The sequence below is a fragment of the Duganella sp. AC237 genome (assembly GCF_979254035.1).
This window is the reverse complement of sequence record NZ_CEEDEW010000003.1, coordinates 3,131,152-3,146,003: the sequence shown is the minus strand read 5'-3', so window position 1 is coordinate 3,146,003 and position 14,852 is coordinate 3,131,152. Positions and strand designations below refer to the sequence as shown.

Genomic DNA, 14,852 nt, shown 5'->3' with positions numbered 1-14,852 from the left:
ACGATGGACCGAACGAAATCGCCGTTCAATAATGCATGCACTAAATATCTGAACGAGAGTCGACCATGACATCCCACTATCAAAAATGCGCTCCATTTGTACCCGGCCTGTTACTGTGCGGCGCCGTCACGCTGGCCGCGTATGGGCTGGAAGCTGTAGAAGCCCATCTGTTCGGACGCGCGTGGCTTGAAAGCCTGGTCCTGGCGATCTTGCTCGGAACCGGACTGCGCACCGTGCACCGTCTCGATCAGCGGTTCGAGCCAGGCATCCATATGGGCGCCAAGCTGCTGCTTGAAATTGCCGTGGTGCTGCTGGGCGCATCCGTCAGCGCCGGCGCGCTGCTCGAAAACGGCATGGGACTGGTCGGCGGCATTGCCGGGGTAGTCGTGCTGGCAATTCTGTTCAGTTATTTCCTGGGCCGCAGCGCCGGTCTGCCGAAAAAGATGGCGATCCTGATTGCTTGCGGCAATTCAATTTGCGGCAACTCGGCGATTGCGGCGGTGGCCCCAGTGATCGACGCAGATGGCAAGGACGTGGCCGCCTCCATCGCCTTTACGGCGGTGCTGGGTGTGGTGGTGGTGCTCGGGTTGCCGTTGCTAGTCGGGCTGTTGTCATTCACGCCGGTTCAATACGGCGTGTTTGCCGGGCTGACCGTGTATGCCGTGCCACAGGTACTGGCGGCAACGAGTTCGGTGTCCGCAGCCAGCGTGCACATTGGCACCCTGGTCAAGCTGGTGCGCGTGTTGATGCTGGGCCCGGTCGTGCTGGTGTTGTCCTTGACAGGGCGCGGACGGGGAGGCGCCCGCCTGAACGTCGCGCACCTGGTGCCGTGGTTTATCGTCGGCTTCCTTGCATTGCTGGGCTTGCGCTCGCTGGGCTGGATTCCGCAGGCAGCGCTGGCGCCAGCGCACGTTGCCGCCAATTTCTTCACCATTATGTCGATGGCCGCGCTCGGCCTCGGCGTCGATGCCCGCGCTGTCCTGCGTGCCGGCGGCAAGGTTGCCGGGGTTGTCATTTTTTCGCTGCTCGGCCTTGGTGTCATCAGTTTCGCCCTGATCAAATTTCTGGGTGTTTAAGGACGTAGAAGTACGCCATCCATTTTCCAAAAACGAAAGAAAACGCCATGACATCACATCACTATTTGACCGCGGCGCGCTGCAGCCTTGTTGTTGCAGTCTCGCTCACCGCTGGTATCGCGTGTGCCCAGCAGCCGTTGCTGGTGTACGGCCCGGGTGGACCGGCTCCTGCGATGAAAGAGGCGGCGGCGGCATTCGAGCACGCGAACGGCATCAAAGTCACCGTCACGGCTGGCCCCACGCCGAGCTGGTCGACCACGCAAAACAGGATGCGGACATCATCTACAGCGGTTCGGAAACGATGATGACGGACTTTACGTTAGCGATGGGCGGCAAGATACAGGAGGCAAGCATTACCCCGCTATATATGCGTCCCCTGGCGATCCTGGTGCGTCCCGGCAATCCCAAGCACCTGCGCGGCGTGGCCGACCTGATGCAGCCCGGCGTGCGCCTGTTGGTGGTCAACGGTGCCGGCCAGAACGGCGTCTGGGAAGACATGGCTGGCCGCAAAGGCAGCATGGAGTCGGTGCGCAAGGTACGCGCAAATATTGCCAGTTACGCACCCAACAGCGCGAGCGCGCGCGGTACCTGGACCGCGCGCACCGACATCGACGCGTGGCTTATCTGGAATATCTGGCAGGTGTCGAACCCGCGCCTGGCCGACGTCGTGCCAATCGAACCTGATTATGCGATTTACCGCGATACCGGCGTGGCGTTGACTGAGCATGGCGCTGCCAACCCGCAAGCGAAGCAGTTCATCGCATTCCTGCAATCGCCGCAAGGCAGCGCGATCTTTGCCAGGTGGGGCTGGCAGAAATAATGAGCGCCGGATTGTGGGCCTGCGGCGGGTTTCAGTATATTCAGGTACCGCGTGCAGCGCGTCGCACGGCGGCGGTAACGATTCCTAGACAAAATGGACAATAACGCACCATCGCGCGGGGCGGTCGTGACCCAATCGCTTGCCCTGGCAGCGCCCGGTGCACTTGGAACCCTTTCTGGAGCTGCAGCCGCAGGGACTGCCACCGCATGGCGGGTCGTCTTCCAGGGGAGCGACGCCAACCCCATGAAACGGAATCTGACGCTCAACAATACTTGTAATGCGCAGGATGACCTAGGCGCCGACAACGTGAGGATCGAGGTCGTTGCGTTTGGCCACGGCATCGCGATGCTGATGGCCGACAGCGCTGTCGCCGAACGGCTAGCTTGTCGAGATGCTTGGCCAAGGTCGCCGGCGATAGCTCGCCCCTGCGGCGTTTGACTGGCTGGTCCCCTTGGCATTGAAAAAAAGTGTTGTCGGCAAGCCGCGCGCCCCTGATTAGCGCGCCATGGCGCCAATATGGTCGATCAGAACATTTTGCAGGACCATGCTTTTTTGGGAAAGACAGCATTTGAATGCCGGGGCAAAACCACCCTGATTAGCAAAGATGAAGACGACATCGCCACGCCCTGCCTGCGCTTTGGCCAAGACCGTCGTCTCTCGACGGCCGACGGGCACCAACTGGCCCACAGGTTCGCTACTACGGGCTTGCCGGACAGCGACAGTCCGCTTTTGGCCGATTGCAGACGGTCACTACTGCCAGCGTTCGCGGCTTTTGTCAGCAGCGCAACGAGAGGGTTTGTGACGCGTTCTAAGGCAATGAACTTATTTGATCAGGTAATCCTCTTTATTTTTCCCGTTAAGCCATGTAGGGGCACGACCTCGGCCCGACCACTCAGCACCAGTCAAGAAGTCCCGGTATTTTGCTGCCACTGTTTTGCGATGCTTCGGTGCGTTTGTAATGCCACCCAGATCAGCAATGGTCAAGCCGTACGTCTGCATAATCTGGCGAACCTGGCTCTTCGCAGCCAAAATCTCGGTTTCCCGCACCTTCGCAGCTTGCTTTTCAAGTTCAACAATTTGGGCCTTCAACGCGGCGTAAGAATTCGTCATGGTATTAATCCTTTGTTCTATTTCAAAAAAAATTGCATCTGTAACAACGGCACATTTCTCTTTTGCCCTTAGCTCCGTTTTATGAATACTCCTAGCGCATTGTATAGTCACTACCAATGCCTGACAGATTTAATTCCCGATTTAGATCGCGCGGCGATTGACTGCCGCTGGGCATTGACGCGATCACGCGTGGCCCGAAGCATCCCTTTCGCGCATGACGCACGACCCGTGTCGAGTTTGTGAGACAGAATTTCAGCGATCGACTTCCGTCCGCGAGTTATCCGTCGTCGAAGCAGGTCTTGGGCGACTTCCGTTTTCAGGAACAATATGATCTGCTTAAACATGCTTAGTTAAGAATCGCCGGATTAAAGCGGTTTCCATCGTTCAGGTAGGATTCAGCGTTCTCCTTTGCGTGCGAGCAGCTTGTACAGCGCGCAGTCAGTCTGGTTGATCGCGCATTGGCGATCGCCGACGAGTGAGCGCTTGCAGGCGTAATCAGCGCACACACGGCCGACAGGAAGCCCGCTTAAAACTGATCATCAGCAGTCTGATGCAGGTCATTCCTGACGATGGCACACCGCCCTTCCCTCTTCTGATACGGCGATGAACAAAAATGGCACGATAATCGGTGCTAGCTGATCACGGTCGCGCGCAGACCGGCGAACAAGAATGGCGAATTTATGGGTTGTCGATGCGACATCGCAGCGGCGCCTCAGGATTTGGTCGCGCTGCGGGACGTTCCAGACTGTCAGTTGGTCCTGAGCCACGCTACGGTGTGGCCATCGATATCGTCGCGCGGCAGGCAGCGTGGCCGCTGCAGTGTGGCCGGTCGCGGGCGCATTGCGTTGACGCTGCGCCTCCGATCACGCGACGAACAGCATGACAATGCAGTGATGTCGGTCGCCACACAATTCGACTTACCGCTTTTGGCGACGAGCGGTGTCGTCGTGCAAGTGCGCGCGGCAAACCGCTGCAGGACACCAAGACGGCAATTGCCACGGGATCCCAGTGGCGCTGCGGCTACCCAAGAGTTCGTTACGCCGGTTTAGCCAATTATCGACTGACTCCTAGCTGGGGCCCCACGTAATATGTGGGCAGAGGCTGAGTGAATGCGGTCGCAACAAAAGTAGCTCGAGTAATACGTGCGACGCGCAGCAATTTGCTGGCTAATCTAATCTATCTTCTTCCGAAAGTTCAACGAGCCCCGCGCTGAATGCTCCGACTCGGCGATCGACGAGTCCTCATCTGATTGCTCGTCCGCATTGAGCACCGACCCACGCGCGTCAGAATAAATCAATGCCGGCGGAGGTTCGTCTACTCCGGCGCACCGGCCAGCCCGCTCCTTCATCAAAGCTATAAGCTGGCGATCATTCCTAGCAACGATCTCGAGCAACTCGGCAATCTCTTCAGCTGTGAGCCTACTACCTGCATGCTTCATCTTCTCTCCTAACTCATCAAATACGAATCTGTAGGCACCTTCCCTCCAAGTCCTGGGCCTCCCCCCTCGACCCACGCTCGCATGCGTATTTTTTTACGCTCGTCTGGATCGAGGTATGCCAGCTGCAAACTCGGACATGCTCGTTCAATTTCCCTTGTCAACAGGAGGAGAATCCGGCGTTCTGCCGAACCTAGTGCTTGCGCGAGACTGTAGCAAGCGCGAGACCTCGCGATACCAGCAATTCCCCAAGATTTTACGGATTCAAGATGTTGAACGTATCGATCTCGACGTTCGACCTGGCTGAGCTTGAGTTCATTTACTTGCTGCATCGCCGCCGTTGCACGCCGACCACTAGCCGAAGCAGACCGTTTTGCATCTTTTAGCTCACTGCCGCAAACCTCAAGTGCCTTATTGGTGATCTTTAACTTACTGGTCGCGTGTTGTAACTCTTCCAAAAGGCGTGCATTTTCTTTCTTCAATTCTGCTATGTGCGCATTTGCCGATTCGATTTGACGCCATGCCTCGTCACGTTGAACCATGTAACTATTCGCGTGCTGAGCCCACTCGTCGATTACGCGATCAACCTGCAGCTGGTATCCCACTTGGTAACCGACACGTCCCGCGATGGTCATCGCGCTCCCAATTTCTTGCATCATCTTAGACCTCCAATCTCGCGCTAGATCCGTTGCTTGCTTATTTAGTCGTGAACGTCCATTGCCTGGTGAAGGCAACGCCATTGTTTGTCCCGACGAAATTTATGTTATAAGACGTAGCTTGTTTGAACGCTGCCTTCGCGGTCAGGAAAGCGACATTCGAGCCAAGATAGTTGTTCGGATCGTTGGCGCGGGTCATCAGGCGGGCATCGAGCGGCGCTGTCTGGCCCGCCTCGGAGACGGTGAAGCTGGTAACAGCGATTGTGTTACCTGACACCACCGAAATGCTGATGGGAAACGAAGTTTTTTTGGGAAAGTCATCGGTGTTTGTGGACAACTCAGGGAACGGATTCGGCGCCTCCACATAAGCATGCAGCGCCACGCCAGTCTGACCGTTCGCTGGGTACACGCCAACGTAGTCCGAGGCCACCGACTGATTCGTCCTCAAACCCATCTCCATAACTACGGTTTGCGAACGATCGGTACCGACTGCGACGCCGATTTCACGCACGTTTTGCAGCATTAAGCCAGCACGGTGGTAAACCGTCTGCACCAACGTACCCAGCGCCACACCGCCGCCCTGTCCACCGCCGAAGGCCACTTCCTCGCCGACATAGGAACCTTCATAGCTCGCAAATTTAGCCCGATCGCCTTCTTGCGCACCAGTAAACCTTGCCAAGACGCTGTTTTCAAGGTGCAGCATCGAGCGACCGGTCGCCGAATCATACGTGTTGAAGTCAACCGTACCGCCGTTATTCCGATCGTTGGTAATCAGATACTGTAGATGGTTTGCAGAAGCAGTATCGAGCTTGGCATTTTGCGCCAGCAGGCCCAAACCAACTTGGCTGCGGAAGGCATTAAGCGCAGTCACGAACTTGTACTCTTCCGAGGTAGTCAAATAGGTTAGCGTCGGCACGCTAGTTTGGGTGTCGCCGGGTGTGACGATTGGCAGACCCGGCGGCGTCGGTGTTACCGGCCCGGCCGGGACGCTTGCGGTACTGCCACTGCCACTACCTCCACCGCAGGCTACCAGCGCAGAAGCGAGCATGATGATGGAAAGACGTTTGACGGGGAAATGAAGCTGGCGGGGAAACGAAATACTCAAGGTAGACTCCATGACGGCGATGCCAAATACCCGACAGCAGATGGCGAGACAATGATTGTCATGTGGCAACTTTCTCATAACTAGTCCGTTTAGTCAAGTAAATTTAGCTATACGGATATGTACGATTATCCGCGTATGTTCAACCATGCAGCCTCACATTTGAAGGTCGAGCATGGTAAAAAAACAGCGAGCATCCGCTAATACGAGCGAGCGAATCGGCGCACGGATAAGAGAATTACGCAAGGCCGCCGGATACACGCAAGTGTCGTTAGCTGAAGCGTGCCAGATGGATCCGATTACCATTTCACGAATGGAACGCGGCGAGCGTTCACCTACTTTAGAGCACTTGGAGAAGCTGGCCAGTCTATTCAAAGTACCCGCATCAAGATTCTTCGATGAGTTCGAAACCGAGCCTGACAGCGGTGAAGCAATTGCGCTCAATCTGCTACGTCAGCTTAACCCGGAGCAGCAAGCCTGTGCTGTCGAATTCTTACGGGTCTACGTTCATCTACACGGCCGTAAATAGCTCCCCACTTTTTTCTACCCTTCTGCATTTCTCTTCCTCTGCAACGCATCGGTCTACTTATCAGAGCAGACCGTCGTCCTATCTTTCCCGAGACTCATGTGATCTATTGATCACATAAAGTGGAAATATTTAAATCACATCAAATCTTCACCTACTTTCACTACTCAAGCCCTAACCTCATCTTCTTCGAAAAAATTCATCGAAAATGGCAAAAACTTTGAGTTGACAGCTCTGAATTGAAAATTGCTGTTCCTGGGCCTGCTAATCTTGCCATTGCAAGTTCGCCGGCATGGTGAATACAGACAAAAAAACAATTGCAGGGTTAAGCTTCGATTGATAACATAAATCAACTTTCCCTCTATTAACTAAAATGAGGATAGCATGGGCATTAAGTTGAAATGGGTGAAAGTAAAAAAGTATGCGGAATTAACAGGTGATACAGAGGGGGCGGTTCACTCCAGAAGAAGAGACGGGAAGTGGATAGATGGGATCCACTGCAAGGTTCTTGAGGATCGAAATCTTTGGGTTAACTTGGAAGCAGCGGAGGACTGGGTGGAAAAATGGGGCCCGCAATCAATCCGGTCGAGCAAAAATTATTGAAAGGGAGTTAATGTCAGCAATAACGCAAGAAGAGAAACGAAGTGCCAAGGAGGGATCCAATGAAGGAATACAGCTAAGGCAAGGGAAAACTAAGCAAACCATCCGGATTCTTTTCCGTTTTCAAGGAAAATTGTGTCGAGAAACCTTGGAACTCGATCATTCGCCCCGGAACATCAAAAAGGCTAAACAAATGCGGGCGGCCATCCTCCATGAGATCGGCAATCGTCAGTTTGACTACGAAAAATATTTTCCTGAATCAATTACAGCTCGAACCCTAGCTAAGCAACGAGAGGCTGCGCTAGAAAATGAACTGAAAGCACTTGAGAATCGGGTCCCAACTCTCGGGCAATATTTAGATGAATACTTTAGGCTCGGTTTAATACGATGGAAAAATAGCTCGCAAAATGAGTACCGGCAAGTTGTATTTCAGCTAAAGAAAATTTGGGGGAAAGACAGGCCGATAAAAGATTTCAATGTAAAACTTATAAGGAACTGGATAATCGAGCTAGCCATTAGTAGGAGCCGTATAAATAACCTAACAGCACCGTTGAAAGGAGCATTACAACTCGCAGCGATCGACGAAGTCATTGAATATAATCCATTTGACCTCATAAAGGTCCGTGAGCTTCAGCAGAGGACTGATGACGAGGATAATGATGGCGGCGTAGTCGATCCATTTTCTGTGGATGAAATAGCTGCGATTCTCAACGCGTGCCGGCCAGAGGAGCGAAATATGGTCCAGTTCGCTTTCGGGACTGGACTTCGTATCTGTGAGTACATTCATGCAAACTGGACGTGGTACGATCCAAACGCACTAAGGTTAAACGTGATTGGTAACTACGTAGACGGGGTGGAACAGAAGAAGGGAAAAACCGCGAGGAGCAACCGAGGCATTGATCTGCGCACTATGGCATTTGCCGCGCTCCAGGACCAAGAAATCTATACCTCCACAGGGTTAATCTTTCCTGATGCAAGATACAACGTGCGATGGACGGGCGACAAGGCCATTAGGCAACGCTGGGGGCGGATCTTAAAGAACGCTGGCGTCAGGTACCGAAATCCTTACCAGACGCGCCACACATTCGCTAGCAATTTACTGATGTTGGGTGCAAATCCGCTCTATGTCGCCTCGCAGCTCGGACACGAAAACACAGCAATGATAGAAAGGCACTACGGCAGGTGGATTGTAGGAGGACTGGATGGGAATAAGCGCCGGCAGCTACTAGCGCTTTATTCCCAAATTGATCCCAAACGCCGAAACGAATTTCCGGTATTCGAGCTAAGCGATTGATATCACTAGAAGAATTCTGGTGGGAAGTGCAAGTTTCGAACTTGCGACCCCTGCAGTGTGAATGCAGTGCTCTACCCCTGAGCTAACCTCCCGAAGCGGGGCGAATTATCGCATACATCCCAGGGGAAATGGAAGGGCCGGCGTGAAAATTCTGCATCCGGCCCGCCGATTCGCCCCGATCAGGCCGCCGGCGCCAGGCTGGCGGTCCAGATGCACTGCCCTTTGACGGCCTTGTCGAGGCCTGCCAGCGTGGCCGCATGCGCGGCAAGCTCATCGTCCGAGGCCGGCAGGAAGATGATGTCGGCCAGCGGCACCGGTTCGAGCAAGGCGCTGCCGACGACAACCTCTTCCTCCACATCCATGCCCAGGCTGTTTTGCCCGCGCGTCATCGACAGGTAGACGTCGGCCAGCAGCTCGGCATCGAGCAGCGCGCCGTGCAGCTTGCGGTGCGAGTTCGACACGCCGTAGCGATCGCACAGCGCGTCGAGCGAGTTGCGCTTGCCCGGATGGAGTTCCTTGGCGTGCACCAGCGTATCGATCACGCCGCCGATGTGGGTCGAGAAGTCCGGCAGTTTCAACAACCGGAATTCGTGGTTCAGGAACCCCAGGTCGAACGGCGCGTTGTGGATGATGACTTCGGCGCCCTGGATGTATGCGCGCAGCTGGTCGACGATCTCGTGGAATTTCGGCTTGTCGCGCAAGAACTCGGTGGTCAGACCGTGGACGTTGAGCGCGCCCTCTTCCGATTCGCGTTCCGGATTGATGTAGACGTGGAAGTTATTCCCGGTCAGCATGCGGTTGTGCAGTTCGACGCAGCCGATTTCGATGATGCGGTTGCCCAGCTTGGGGTTGATACCGGTGGTTTCGGTATCGAGAACGATTTGGCGCATAAGTACTCTGTGGTTGCTACGGTCAAGCGGAGAAGTATAACAGGCCGGTCAGTGGCCTAGCGGCCCCGGGCCAGTTCGACGCCGCGGTTGGCCAGCATGTCGGCGCGCTCGTTGCCCGGGTGGCCGTTGTGGCCGCGCACCCAGCGCCATTCGACCGTGTGCATGGTTTGCGCGGCGTCCAGCGCCTTCCACAAATCCTCGTTCTTGACCGGCTCCTTGGCGGCGGTTTTCCAGCCGCGCGCTTTCCAGCCGTGGATCCATTCGCTGATGCCTTTTTGAACATACTGGCTGTCGGTGTGCAGCACCACCGTGCACGGGCGCTTGAGCGCGCTCAGCGCTTCGATCACCGCCTGCAATTCCATGCGATTGTTGGTGGTGTCGCGCGCGCCACCGCAGATTTCCTTCTCGGCGCCCTCGGCCACCAGCAACGCGCCCCAGCCGCCCAGGCCTGGATTGCCCTTGCACGCGCCGTCGGTAAAAATTTCCACCTTATCCATACTGCTATTCCCGCCTTTTGTTTGTTGCAGGGACGACCACCTGGGCCGTCGCCGATTTTTTGGTCCAAGCCGGACCGATCAGATGCATGCCCTTGACCCGCTTGATCGCTTGTACGATGTAGACGCCGCCAAAGAACGGCCACCAGCGCGGCCCGGCATTATCCATGAATGCGTAACGGTTCAGCCATTTTTCTGTGCGGCAGGCCGGCGCGTAACAGCCGAAATGGCTTTGGCTGGCGCTCATATTCAATAATTTTAGCCAGTCTTTCATGCGCGGCATCGTGATCAGCTCCTCGGTGCGCGGCAGAAACGACGTGCCGCCGACGCGCCGCATCACATGGCGCGCGCCCCACAGGCTGGCCGGGTTGAAGCCGCAGATGATCACCTGGCCTTCCGGGATCAGCACGCGTTCCACTTCGCGCAGCACCTGGTGCGGATCGGTGGAAAATTCCAGCACATGCGGCAGCACGACGAGGTCCATGCTTTGCGAGGCGAACGGCAACTCGGTGTAATCGAGCGTGAGCGCGACCGGGCGCGGCGGTGGTGCAGGCGCATGCTGCTGCGGCGGCGATAGAACCGGCGTAACGGGCGGCCGCACCTTGCGGTCGGCCAGCCATTTGTACGGCATGCGATTGGCCGCGAGCGCATCGATTTGAGGCATGCCGATCTGCACCGCGTTGAACCCGAAGATATCGGCTGTTAAATTATCGAGACATGTTTGTTCCCACGCACGCAAGTACACGCCTGCGGGCGTTTGCAGCCAGCCTTCCAGCGCTATAATGGATTGCTCCGATCCCGCTTTATCCATGTCTAGCCTTTTGTGATCCAATGACCATATCTTCTAACCAAGCTCTCTGTGTTCTGACGGTTCCAGCATTCCACGACAATTACCTGTGGCTGATACACGATGGTGTCCATGCCGCCGTCGTCGACCCGGGCGACGCCAAACCAATTCTGGCAGCGCTCAAAGCAAACGGACTCAAGCTCACCGCCATTCTACTCACCCATCACCACGCTGACCACATCGGCGGCGTTCCCGAATTATTACAGCATTATCAGGTTCCCGTTTTCGGCCCGCGCAACGAGACCATCGCCGCCGTCACCTTGCCGGTTGGCGAAGGCAAGCAGTTCGACGTGCCGGGCCTGGCGCTGCGCCTGTCCGTGCTCGACGTGCCCGGCCACACGATGGGCCACATCGCCTACGTGCGCGAGCCATCGGCCGGGGAGCCGACCTGGCTGTTCTGCGGCGACACCTTGTTCGCGGGCGGCTGCGGACGCCTGTTCGAGGGCACGCCGGCGCAGATGATCAGTTCACTGGGCAAACTGGCCGCGCTACCGGATGATACCAAGGTGTATTGCGCCCACGAATATACGCTGTCCAACCTGCGCTTCGCGCGCGTGGTGGAACCGGACAATGTGGCGCTGCAGGAGCGTGTGAAAGTGGAGACCGACAAGCGCGAGCACAACCTGCCGACGGTGCCGAGCACCATCGGCGTCGAGAAGGCGACCAATCCTTTCCTGCGCTACCGGGAGCCGGCCATCGCGGAGCAGTTGGTCAAGGCCGGACGGCTTGATCGTATCGATACGGCGCTGGCGACCTTCACGGCGCTGCGTTTGTGGAAAAATGATTTCTGATGTGAAGACCGGCGGATGAACGTCATCCGCCGGCACTGGTTTTAGAACTTAAATCTCTTCATACAGCGGCAAGGTCAGGAACTCGGCGAACTCCGTCGATGTCGACATCTGTTCGAAGATCTGGCCCGCGCGCACATAGGTCGGACCGTCGCCGCCCGGCGCGTCGCGCTGCACCTTGGCCAACTCCTCCGGAATCATCGCGCGCACCATGTCGGCGGTCACTTTGCGGCCGTCGTCCAGCACGCCCTTGTCCGAACGGATCCACTGCCACACCTGCGAGCGGCTGATTTCGGCCGTGGCCGCGTCTTCCATCAGGTTGTGGATCGGCACGCAGCCGTTGCCGGCCAGCCAGCTACCCAGGTAATGGATGCCGACGTTGATGTTGTAACGCAGGCCCGCTTCGGTGATCGGCGCTTCCGGCTTGAAGTCCAGCAGTTGTTCGGCGCTGACGTCGATGTCCGGACGCTGCTTGTCGATTTGATTCGGCTTATCGCCCAGCACCTTGGTGAATTCGGTCATCGCCAGTTCGACCAGGTCCGGGTGGGCGACCCAGCCGCCGTCGTAGCCGTCGGTGGCGTCGCGCGCCTTGTCGTTGCGCACGCCGCCCATGGCCACTTCGTTCTTTTCCGGATCGTTTTTGATCGGGATCAGCGCGGCCATGCCGCCGATGGCAGGCGCGTTGCGCTTGTGGCAGGTCTTGAGCAGCAGCAGCGCGTAGGCGCGCATGAACGGCGCCGTCATCGTCACCTTGGCGCGGTCGGCCAGGCAGAAATCCTTGTCGAGCTTGAACTTCTTGATGCACGAGAAGATGTAATCCCAGCGGCCGGCGTTCAGGCCGGAGCTGTGTTCGCGCAGCTCGTACAGGATCTCGTCCATCTCGAAGGCGGCCAGGATGGTCTCGATCAGCACGGTGGCCTTGATCGTGCCCTGCGGCAGGCCCAGCTCGTTTTGCGTCATCACGAAGATGTCGTTCCACAGGCGCGCTTCCAGGTGCGATTCCATTTTCGGCAGGTAGAAGTACGGGCCGGCGCCGCGCGCCAACTGCTCCTTGGCGTTGTGGAACATGAACAGCGCGAAGTCGAAGATGCCGCCGGAGATACGCTTGCCGTCGACCAGCACGTGTTTTTCATCCAGATGCCAGCCGCGCGGACGCACGACCAGGGTGGCGATCTTGTCGTTGAGCTTGTAGGATTTGCCGTTCTGCTCGAGCGCAATGGTGCGGCGCACGGCGTCGAACATGTTGATCTGGCCGGTGATCTGGTTGTCCCAGTTCGGCGTGTTGGAATCCTCGAAGTCGGTCATGTAGCTGTCCGCGCCCGAATTGAAGGCGTTGATGACCATTTTGCGCTCGACCGGACCGGTGATCTCGACCCGGCGGCATTCCAGCGCTTTCGGAATCGGCGCGATTTTCCAGTCGCCGGCGCGGATGTGCGCGGTCTCAGGCAGGAAGTCGGGGCGCTCGCCCGCGTCGAGGCGCTTGGCGCGCTCGACGCGCACGGCCAGCAGCTGTTGGCGGCGCGCCTCGAACTCGCGCGTCAGCTTGACCACCAGCGACAGCGCCTCGGCGGTGAGGATGTTTTCGTAGCCGGGCTTGATCTCGCCGGTGATTTGCATGCCTGCCGGCAAAGTGATGGTGGACTGCGTCATGGGATAGGTCTCCGTAAGAAAATATTAACTTCCATACCAAATTATAAGCACTGATGCTGCGGCTGCGCGCCTGAATCTTTTAGTGTGGCTGCTCGGTTACGCGGCGTTCTGTTTTACAGTATATTCACTCATAAGTTATGCAAACGAGACTAAAAATCACTTCATCTATGCGTTTTTATCACAAGTGAGAGGCACGCCGCTACATGGGCCAGTTCAGACAGATATCCACTTTCGTTGAGGTTGTCGCCAGGGGCAGCCTGTCGGCCGCCGCCCGCGCCGAGGGCATCGCGCCGGCCATGATCGGGCGCCGTCTCGACGCGCTGGAGAGCCGCTTGGGCGTGAAACTGCTGCAGCGCACTACCCGCAAGCTGGCACTGACCGACGAAGGCGCGGCCTTCCTGGAGGATTGCCAGCGCATCCTGGCGGAGCTGGAGGAAGCCGAGTCGGCGGTGGCGGAGCGCAGCGCGCACGCCACCGGGCACCTGATGATCTCGGCGCCGGCCGGTTTCGGCCGCCAGCACGTGGCGCCGCTGCTGCCCTCCTTCCTCACCGAGCACCGTGACGTCACCGCGACGTTGAACATGAGCGACCGCGTGGTCGACATCGTAGGCGAAGGCATCGACGTCGCGATCCGCATCGCCAGCCTGGCCGATTCCAACCTGGTCAGCGTCAAGCTGGCCGACAACGAACGCGTGGTGGTGGCGGCGCCCTCCTACCTCAAACGCTACGGCGAACCCAAGACCCTGGCCGACCTGGCCAAACACAATTGCCTGGCCATCAGCAGCGAAGGCAGCCAGCGCGGCTGGACCTTTCGCGATAACGGCAAGAACGTGGTGTTGAAGGTGAACGGCAACATGGGCTGCAACGACGGCCAGGTGCTGCACGACTGGGCGCTGGCCGGCAAGGGGCTGGCGTGGCGGTCGATGTGGGAGGTGGGCAGCGAGATCGAGGCGGGCAAGCTGCAGACGGTGCTCGATCAGCACGCCGCGCCCGGCAACGATATCTACGCGGTGTTCGCGCAGCGCCGTCATTTGCCGTTGCGCATACGCGCCTTTGTCGACTTTCTGCGGCACACCTATGCGCAGGGGGATTACTGGCGCAAATCAGGCAAGCAATGAAGGGAAGCAATGAAGGTGGGCAATAACGCTTATAAAGCAGCAACTACAAAACGATAGACGAAAAAAAATCCTCGGGTACCGAGGATTTCTTTATTTCGTTTGATTCAGCGTATTACAGAGGCTGAATGTTCGAAGCTTGCTTGCCCTTAGGACCAGCAGTCACTTCAAAAGAAACACGTTGGTTCTCTTGCAGCGACTTGAAGCCTGCGGACTGAATCGCCGAGAAGTGAGCGAACAGATCTTCGCCGCCTTCGTCAGGGGTGATAAAGCCGAAGCCCTTCGAATCATTGAACCATTTTACGATACCAGTTGCCATTACAATTCCTATTTCAGTTAAGTTGGGCTTGCGCCCGTGATATCGTTTGAGGCAAGAAAGAAATGACAGACTAACTGCACTACTCTTGAATCTAAACGATCCCGCATTATACCCATTTACGAGAGAAAAG

Annotated in this window: 16 protein-coding genes and 1 tRNA gene; 7 read left to right on the top strand and 10 right to left on the bottom strand. The window is 57.0% G+C overall.

What is annotated here, in order from left to right; all coding sequences use genetic code 11:
- Positions 1 to 65 precede the first annotated feature (65 nt).
- From AC0IYS_RS14230 to AC0IYS_RS14220, 3 genes are read left to right on the top strand one after another with little or no spacing between them, the layout of a single operon-like run.
- A complete protein-coding gene (locus AC0IYS_RS14230) occupies positions 66 to 1,076 on the top strand; it encodes a YeiH family protein (RefSeq protein ID WP_056139903.1) in 1,011 nt (336 codons plus the stop codon).
- Between the two features lie 47 nt (positions 1,077 to 1,123).
- Complete coding sequence (locus tag AC0IYS_RS14225) at positions 1,124 to 1,381, top strand: substrate-binding domain-containing protein (RefSeq protein ID WP_229255202.1); 258 nt, start codon at positions 1,124 to 1,126, stop codon at positions 1,379 to 1,381.
- Positions 1,381 to 1,896, top strand: coding sequence for a substrate-binding domain-containing protein (locus AC0IYS_RS14220; protein ID WP_307139974.1), 516 nt, complete (start codon positions 1,381 to 1,383; stop codon positions 1,894 to 1,896). The genes AC0IYS_RS14225 and AC0IYS_RS14220 overlap by 1 nt, the downstream gene beginning before the upstream one ends.
- Positions 1,897 to 2,391: 495 nt before the next feature.
- Here the strand turns inward: AC0IYS_RS14220 and AC0IYS_RS14215 are convergent, their stop codons facing one another.
- The 4 genes from AC0IYS_RS14215 to AC0IYS_RS14200 all read right to left on the bottom strand — a co-directional run bounded on the left by AC0IYS_RS14215 (position 2,392) and on the right by AC0IYS_RS14200 (position 6,280).
- Positions 2,392 to 2,541: a hypothetical protein gene (locus tag AC0IYS_RS14215; protein ID WP_471705756.1), complete on the bottom strand. Its 150-nt coding sequence runs from the start codon at positions 2,539 to 2,541 to the stop codon at positions 2,392 to 2,394.
- A gap of 177 nt (positions 2,542 to 2,718) precedes the next feature.
- Positions 2,719 to 3,006: an H-NS histone family protein gene (locus AC0IYS_RS14210; RefSeq protein ID WP_471705755.1), complete on the bottom strand. Its 288-nt coding sequence runs from the start codon at positions 3,004 to 3,006 to the stop codon at positions 2,719 to 2,721.
- Positions 3,007 to 4,452: 1,446 nt separating this feature from the next.
- A complete protein-coding gene (locus tag AC0IYS_RS14205; protein WP_471705754.1) occupies positions 4,453 to 5,100 on the bottom strand; it encodes a hypothetical protein in 648 nt (215 codons plus the stop codon).
- Between the two features lie 37 nt (positions 5,101 to 5,137).
- Positions 5,138 to 6,280, bottom strand: coding sequence for a CAP domain-containing protein (locus AC0IYS_RS14200; protein ID WP_471705753.1), 1,143 nt, complete (start codon positions 6,278 to 6,280; stop codon positions 5,138 to 5,140).
- Between the two features lie 94 nt (positions 6,281 to 6,374).
- On the opposite strand from AC0IYS_RS14200, the gene AC0IYS_RS14195 reads away from it, so the two are divergent.
- Both AC0IYS_RS14195 and AC0IYS_RS14190 read left to right on the top strand, forming a co-directional pair.
- Entirely contained in the window at positions 6,375 to 6,728 is a 354-nt protein-coding gene (locus AC0IYS_RS14195) for a helix-turn-helix domain-containing protein (protein ID WP_471705752.1), read from the top strand.
- A 484-nt stretch (positions 6,729 to 7,212) separates the two neighbouring features.
- Complete coding sequence (locus AC0IYS_RS14190; protein WP_471705751.1) at positions 7,213 to 8,619, top strand: Arm DNA-binding domain-containing protein; 1,407 nt, start codon at positions 7,213 to 7,215, stop codon at positions 8,617 to 8,619.
- 17 nt (positions 8,620 to 8,636) lie between these two features.
- Here the strand turns inward: AC0IYS_RS14190 and AC0IYS_RS14185 are convergent.
- The 4 genes from AC0IYS_RS14185 to AC0IYS_RS14170 all read right to left on the bottom strand — a co-directional run bounded on the left by AC0IYS_RS14185 (position 8,637) and on the right by AC0IYS_RS14170 (position 10,814).
- Positions 8,637 to 8,711 (bottom strand) — tRNA-Val (locus AC0IYS_RS14185).
- Positions 8,712 to 8,798: 87 nt separating this feature from the next.
- On the bottom strand, positions 8,799 to 9,509 hold the full coding sequence (gene dnaQ / locus AC0IYS_RS14180) for a DNA polymerase III subunit epsilon (protein ID WP_471705750.1): 711 nt from the start codon (positions 9,507 to 9,509) through the stop codon (positions 8,799 to 8,801).
- A 56-nt stretch (positions 9,510 to 9,565) separates the two neighbouring features.
- A complete protein-coding gene (gene rnhA, locus AC0IYS_RS14175) occupies positions 9,566 to 10,006 on the bottom strand; it encodes a ribonuclease HI (RefSeq protein WP_471705749.1) in 441 nt (146 codons plus the stop codon).
- A 4-nt stretch (positions 10,007 to 10,010) separates the two neighbouring features.
- A complete protein-coding gene (locus tag AC0IYS_RS14170; RefSeq protein WP_471705748.1) occupies positions 10,011 to 10,814 on the bottom strand; it encodes a class I SAM-dependent methyltransferase in 804 nt (267 codons plus the stop codon).
- Between the two features lie 20 nt (positions 10,815 to 10,834).
- Between AC0IYS_RS14170 and gloB the strand changes: the two genes are divergently transcribed.
- Positions 10,835 to 11,641, top strand: a complete 807-nt coding sequence (gene gloB / locus AC0IYS_RS14165) for a hydroxyacylglutathione hydrolase (protein ID WP_471705747.1) — start codon at positions 10,835 to 10,837, stop codon at positions 11,639 to 11,641.
- Positions 11,642 to 11,689: 48 nt separating this feature from the next.
- On the opposite strand, the gene aceB is transcribed toward gloB, so the two are convergent.
- A complete protein-coding gene (gene aceB / locus AC0IYS_RS14160) occupies positions 11,690 to 13,288 on the bottom strand; it encodes a malate synthase A (RefSeq protein ID WP_471705746.1) in 1,599 nt (532 codons plus the stop codon).
- A gap of 203 nt (positions 13,289 to 13,491) precedes the next feature.
- Between aceB and AC0IYS_RS14155 the strand changes: the two genes are divergently transcribed.
- Positions 13,492 to 14,406: a LysR family transcriptional regulator gene (locus tag AC0IYS_RS14155; RefSeq protein ID WP_471705745.1), complete on the top strand. Its 915-nt coding sequence runs from the start codon at positions 13,492 to 13,494 to the stop codon at positions 14,404 to 14,406.
- 112 nt (positions 14,407 to 14,518) lie between these two features.
- On the opposite strand, the gene AC0IYS_RS14150 is transcribed toward AC0IYS_RS14155, so the two are convergent.
- Positions 14,519 to 14,722, bottom strand: coding sequence for a cold-shock protein (locus AC0IYS_RS14150; RefSeq protein ID WP_008448165.1), 204 nt, complete (start codon positions 14,720 to 14,722; stop codon positions 14,519 to 14,521).
- Positions 14,723 to 14,852: the final 130 nt, after the last annotated feature.

What these genes read in the sequence shown, in the direction of transcription:
- AC0IYS_RS14155 (WP_471705745.1), top strand. Translation starts at nt 13,492, where the DNA reads ATGGGCCAGTTCAGACAGATATCCACTTTCGTTGAGGTTGTCGCCAGG.
- AC0IYS_RS14200 (WP_471705753.1), bottom strand. Translation starts at nt 6,280, where the DNA reads ATGAGAAAGTTGCCACATGACAATCATTGTCTCGCCATCTGCTGTCGG.
- aceB (WP_471705746.1), bottom strand. Translation starts at nt 13,288, where the DNA reads ATGACGCAGTCCACCATCACTTTGCCGGCAGGCATGCAAATCACCGGC.
- AC0IYS_RS14190 (WP_471705751.1), top strand. Translation starts at nt 7,213, where the DNA reads ATGGGATCCACTGCAAGGTTCTTGAGGATCGAAATCTTTGGGTTAACT.
- AC0IYS_RS14150 (WP_008448165.1), bottom strand. Translation starts at nt 14,722, where the DNA reads ATGGCAACTGGTATCGTAAAATGGTTCAATGATTCGAAGGGCTTCGGC.
- gloB (WP_471705747.1), top strand. Translation starts at nt 10,835, where the DNA reads ATGACCATATCTTCTAACCAAGCTCTCTGTGTTCTGACGGTTCCAGCA.
- AC0IYS_RS14210 (WP_471705755.1), bottom strand. Translation starts at nt 3,006, where the DNA reads ATGACGAATTCTTACGCCGCGTTGAAGGCCCAAATTGTTGAACTTGAA.
- AC0IYS_RS14220 (WP_307139974.1), top strand. Translation starts at nt 1,381, where the DNA reads ATGACGGACTTTACGTTAGCGATGGGCGGCAAGATACAGGAGGCAAGC.
- rnhA (WP_471705749.1), bottom strand. Translation starts at nt 10,006, where the DNA reads ATGGATAAGGTGGAAATTTTTACCGACGGCGCGTGCAAGGGCAATCCA.
- dnaQ (WP_471705750.1), bottom strand. Translation starts at nt 9,509, where the DNA reads ATGCGCCAAATCGTTCTCGATACCGAAACCACCGGTATCAACCCCAAG.
- AC0IYS_RS14170 (WP_471705748.1), bottom strand. Translation starts at nt 10,814, where the DNA reads ATGGATAAAGCGGGATCGGAGCAATCCATTATAGCGCTGGAAGGCTGG.
- AC0IYS_RS14230 (WP_056139903.1), top strand. Translation starts at nt 66, where the DNA reads ATGACATCCCACTATCAAAAATGCGCTCCATTTGTACCCGGCCTGTTA.
- AC0IYS_RS14205 (WP_471705754.1), bottom strand. Translation starts at nt 5,100, where the DNA reads ATGATGCAAGAAATTGGGAGCGCGATGACCATCGCGGGACGTGTCGGT.
- AC0IYS_RS14195 (WP_471705752.1), top strand. Translation starts at nt 6,375, where the DNA reads ATGGTAAAAAAACAGCGAGCATCCGCTAATACGAGCGAGCGAATCGGC.
- AC0IYS_RS14225 (WP_229255202.1), top strand. Translation starts at nt 1,124, where the DNA reads ATGACATCACATCACTATTTGACCGCGGCGCGCTGCAGCCTTGTTGTT.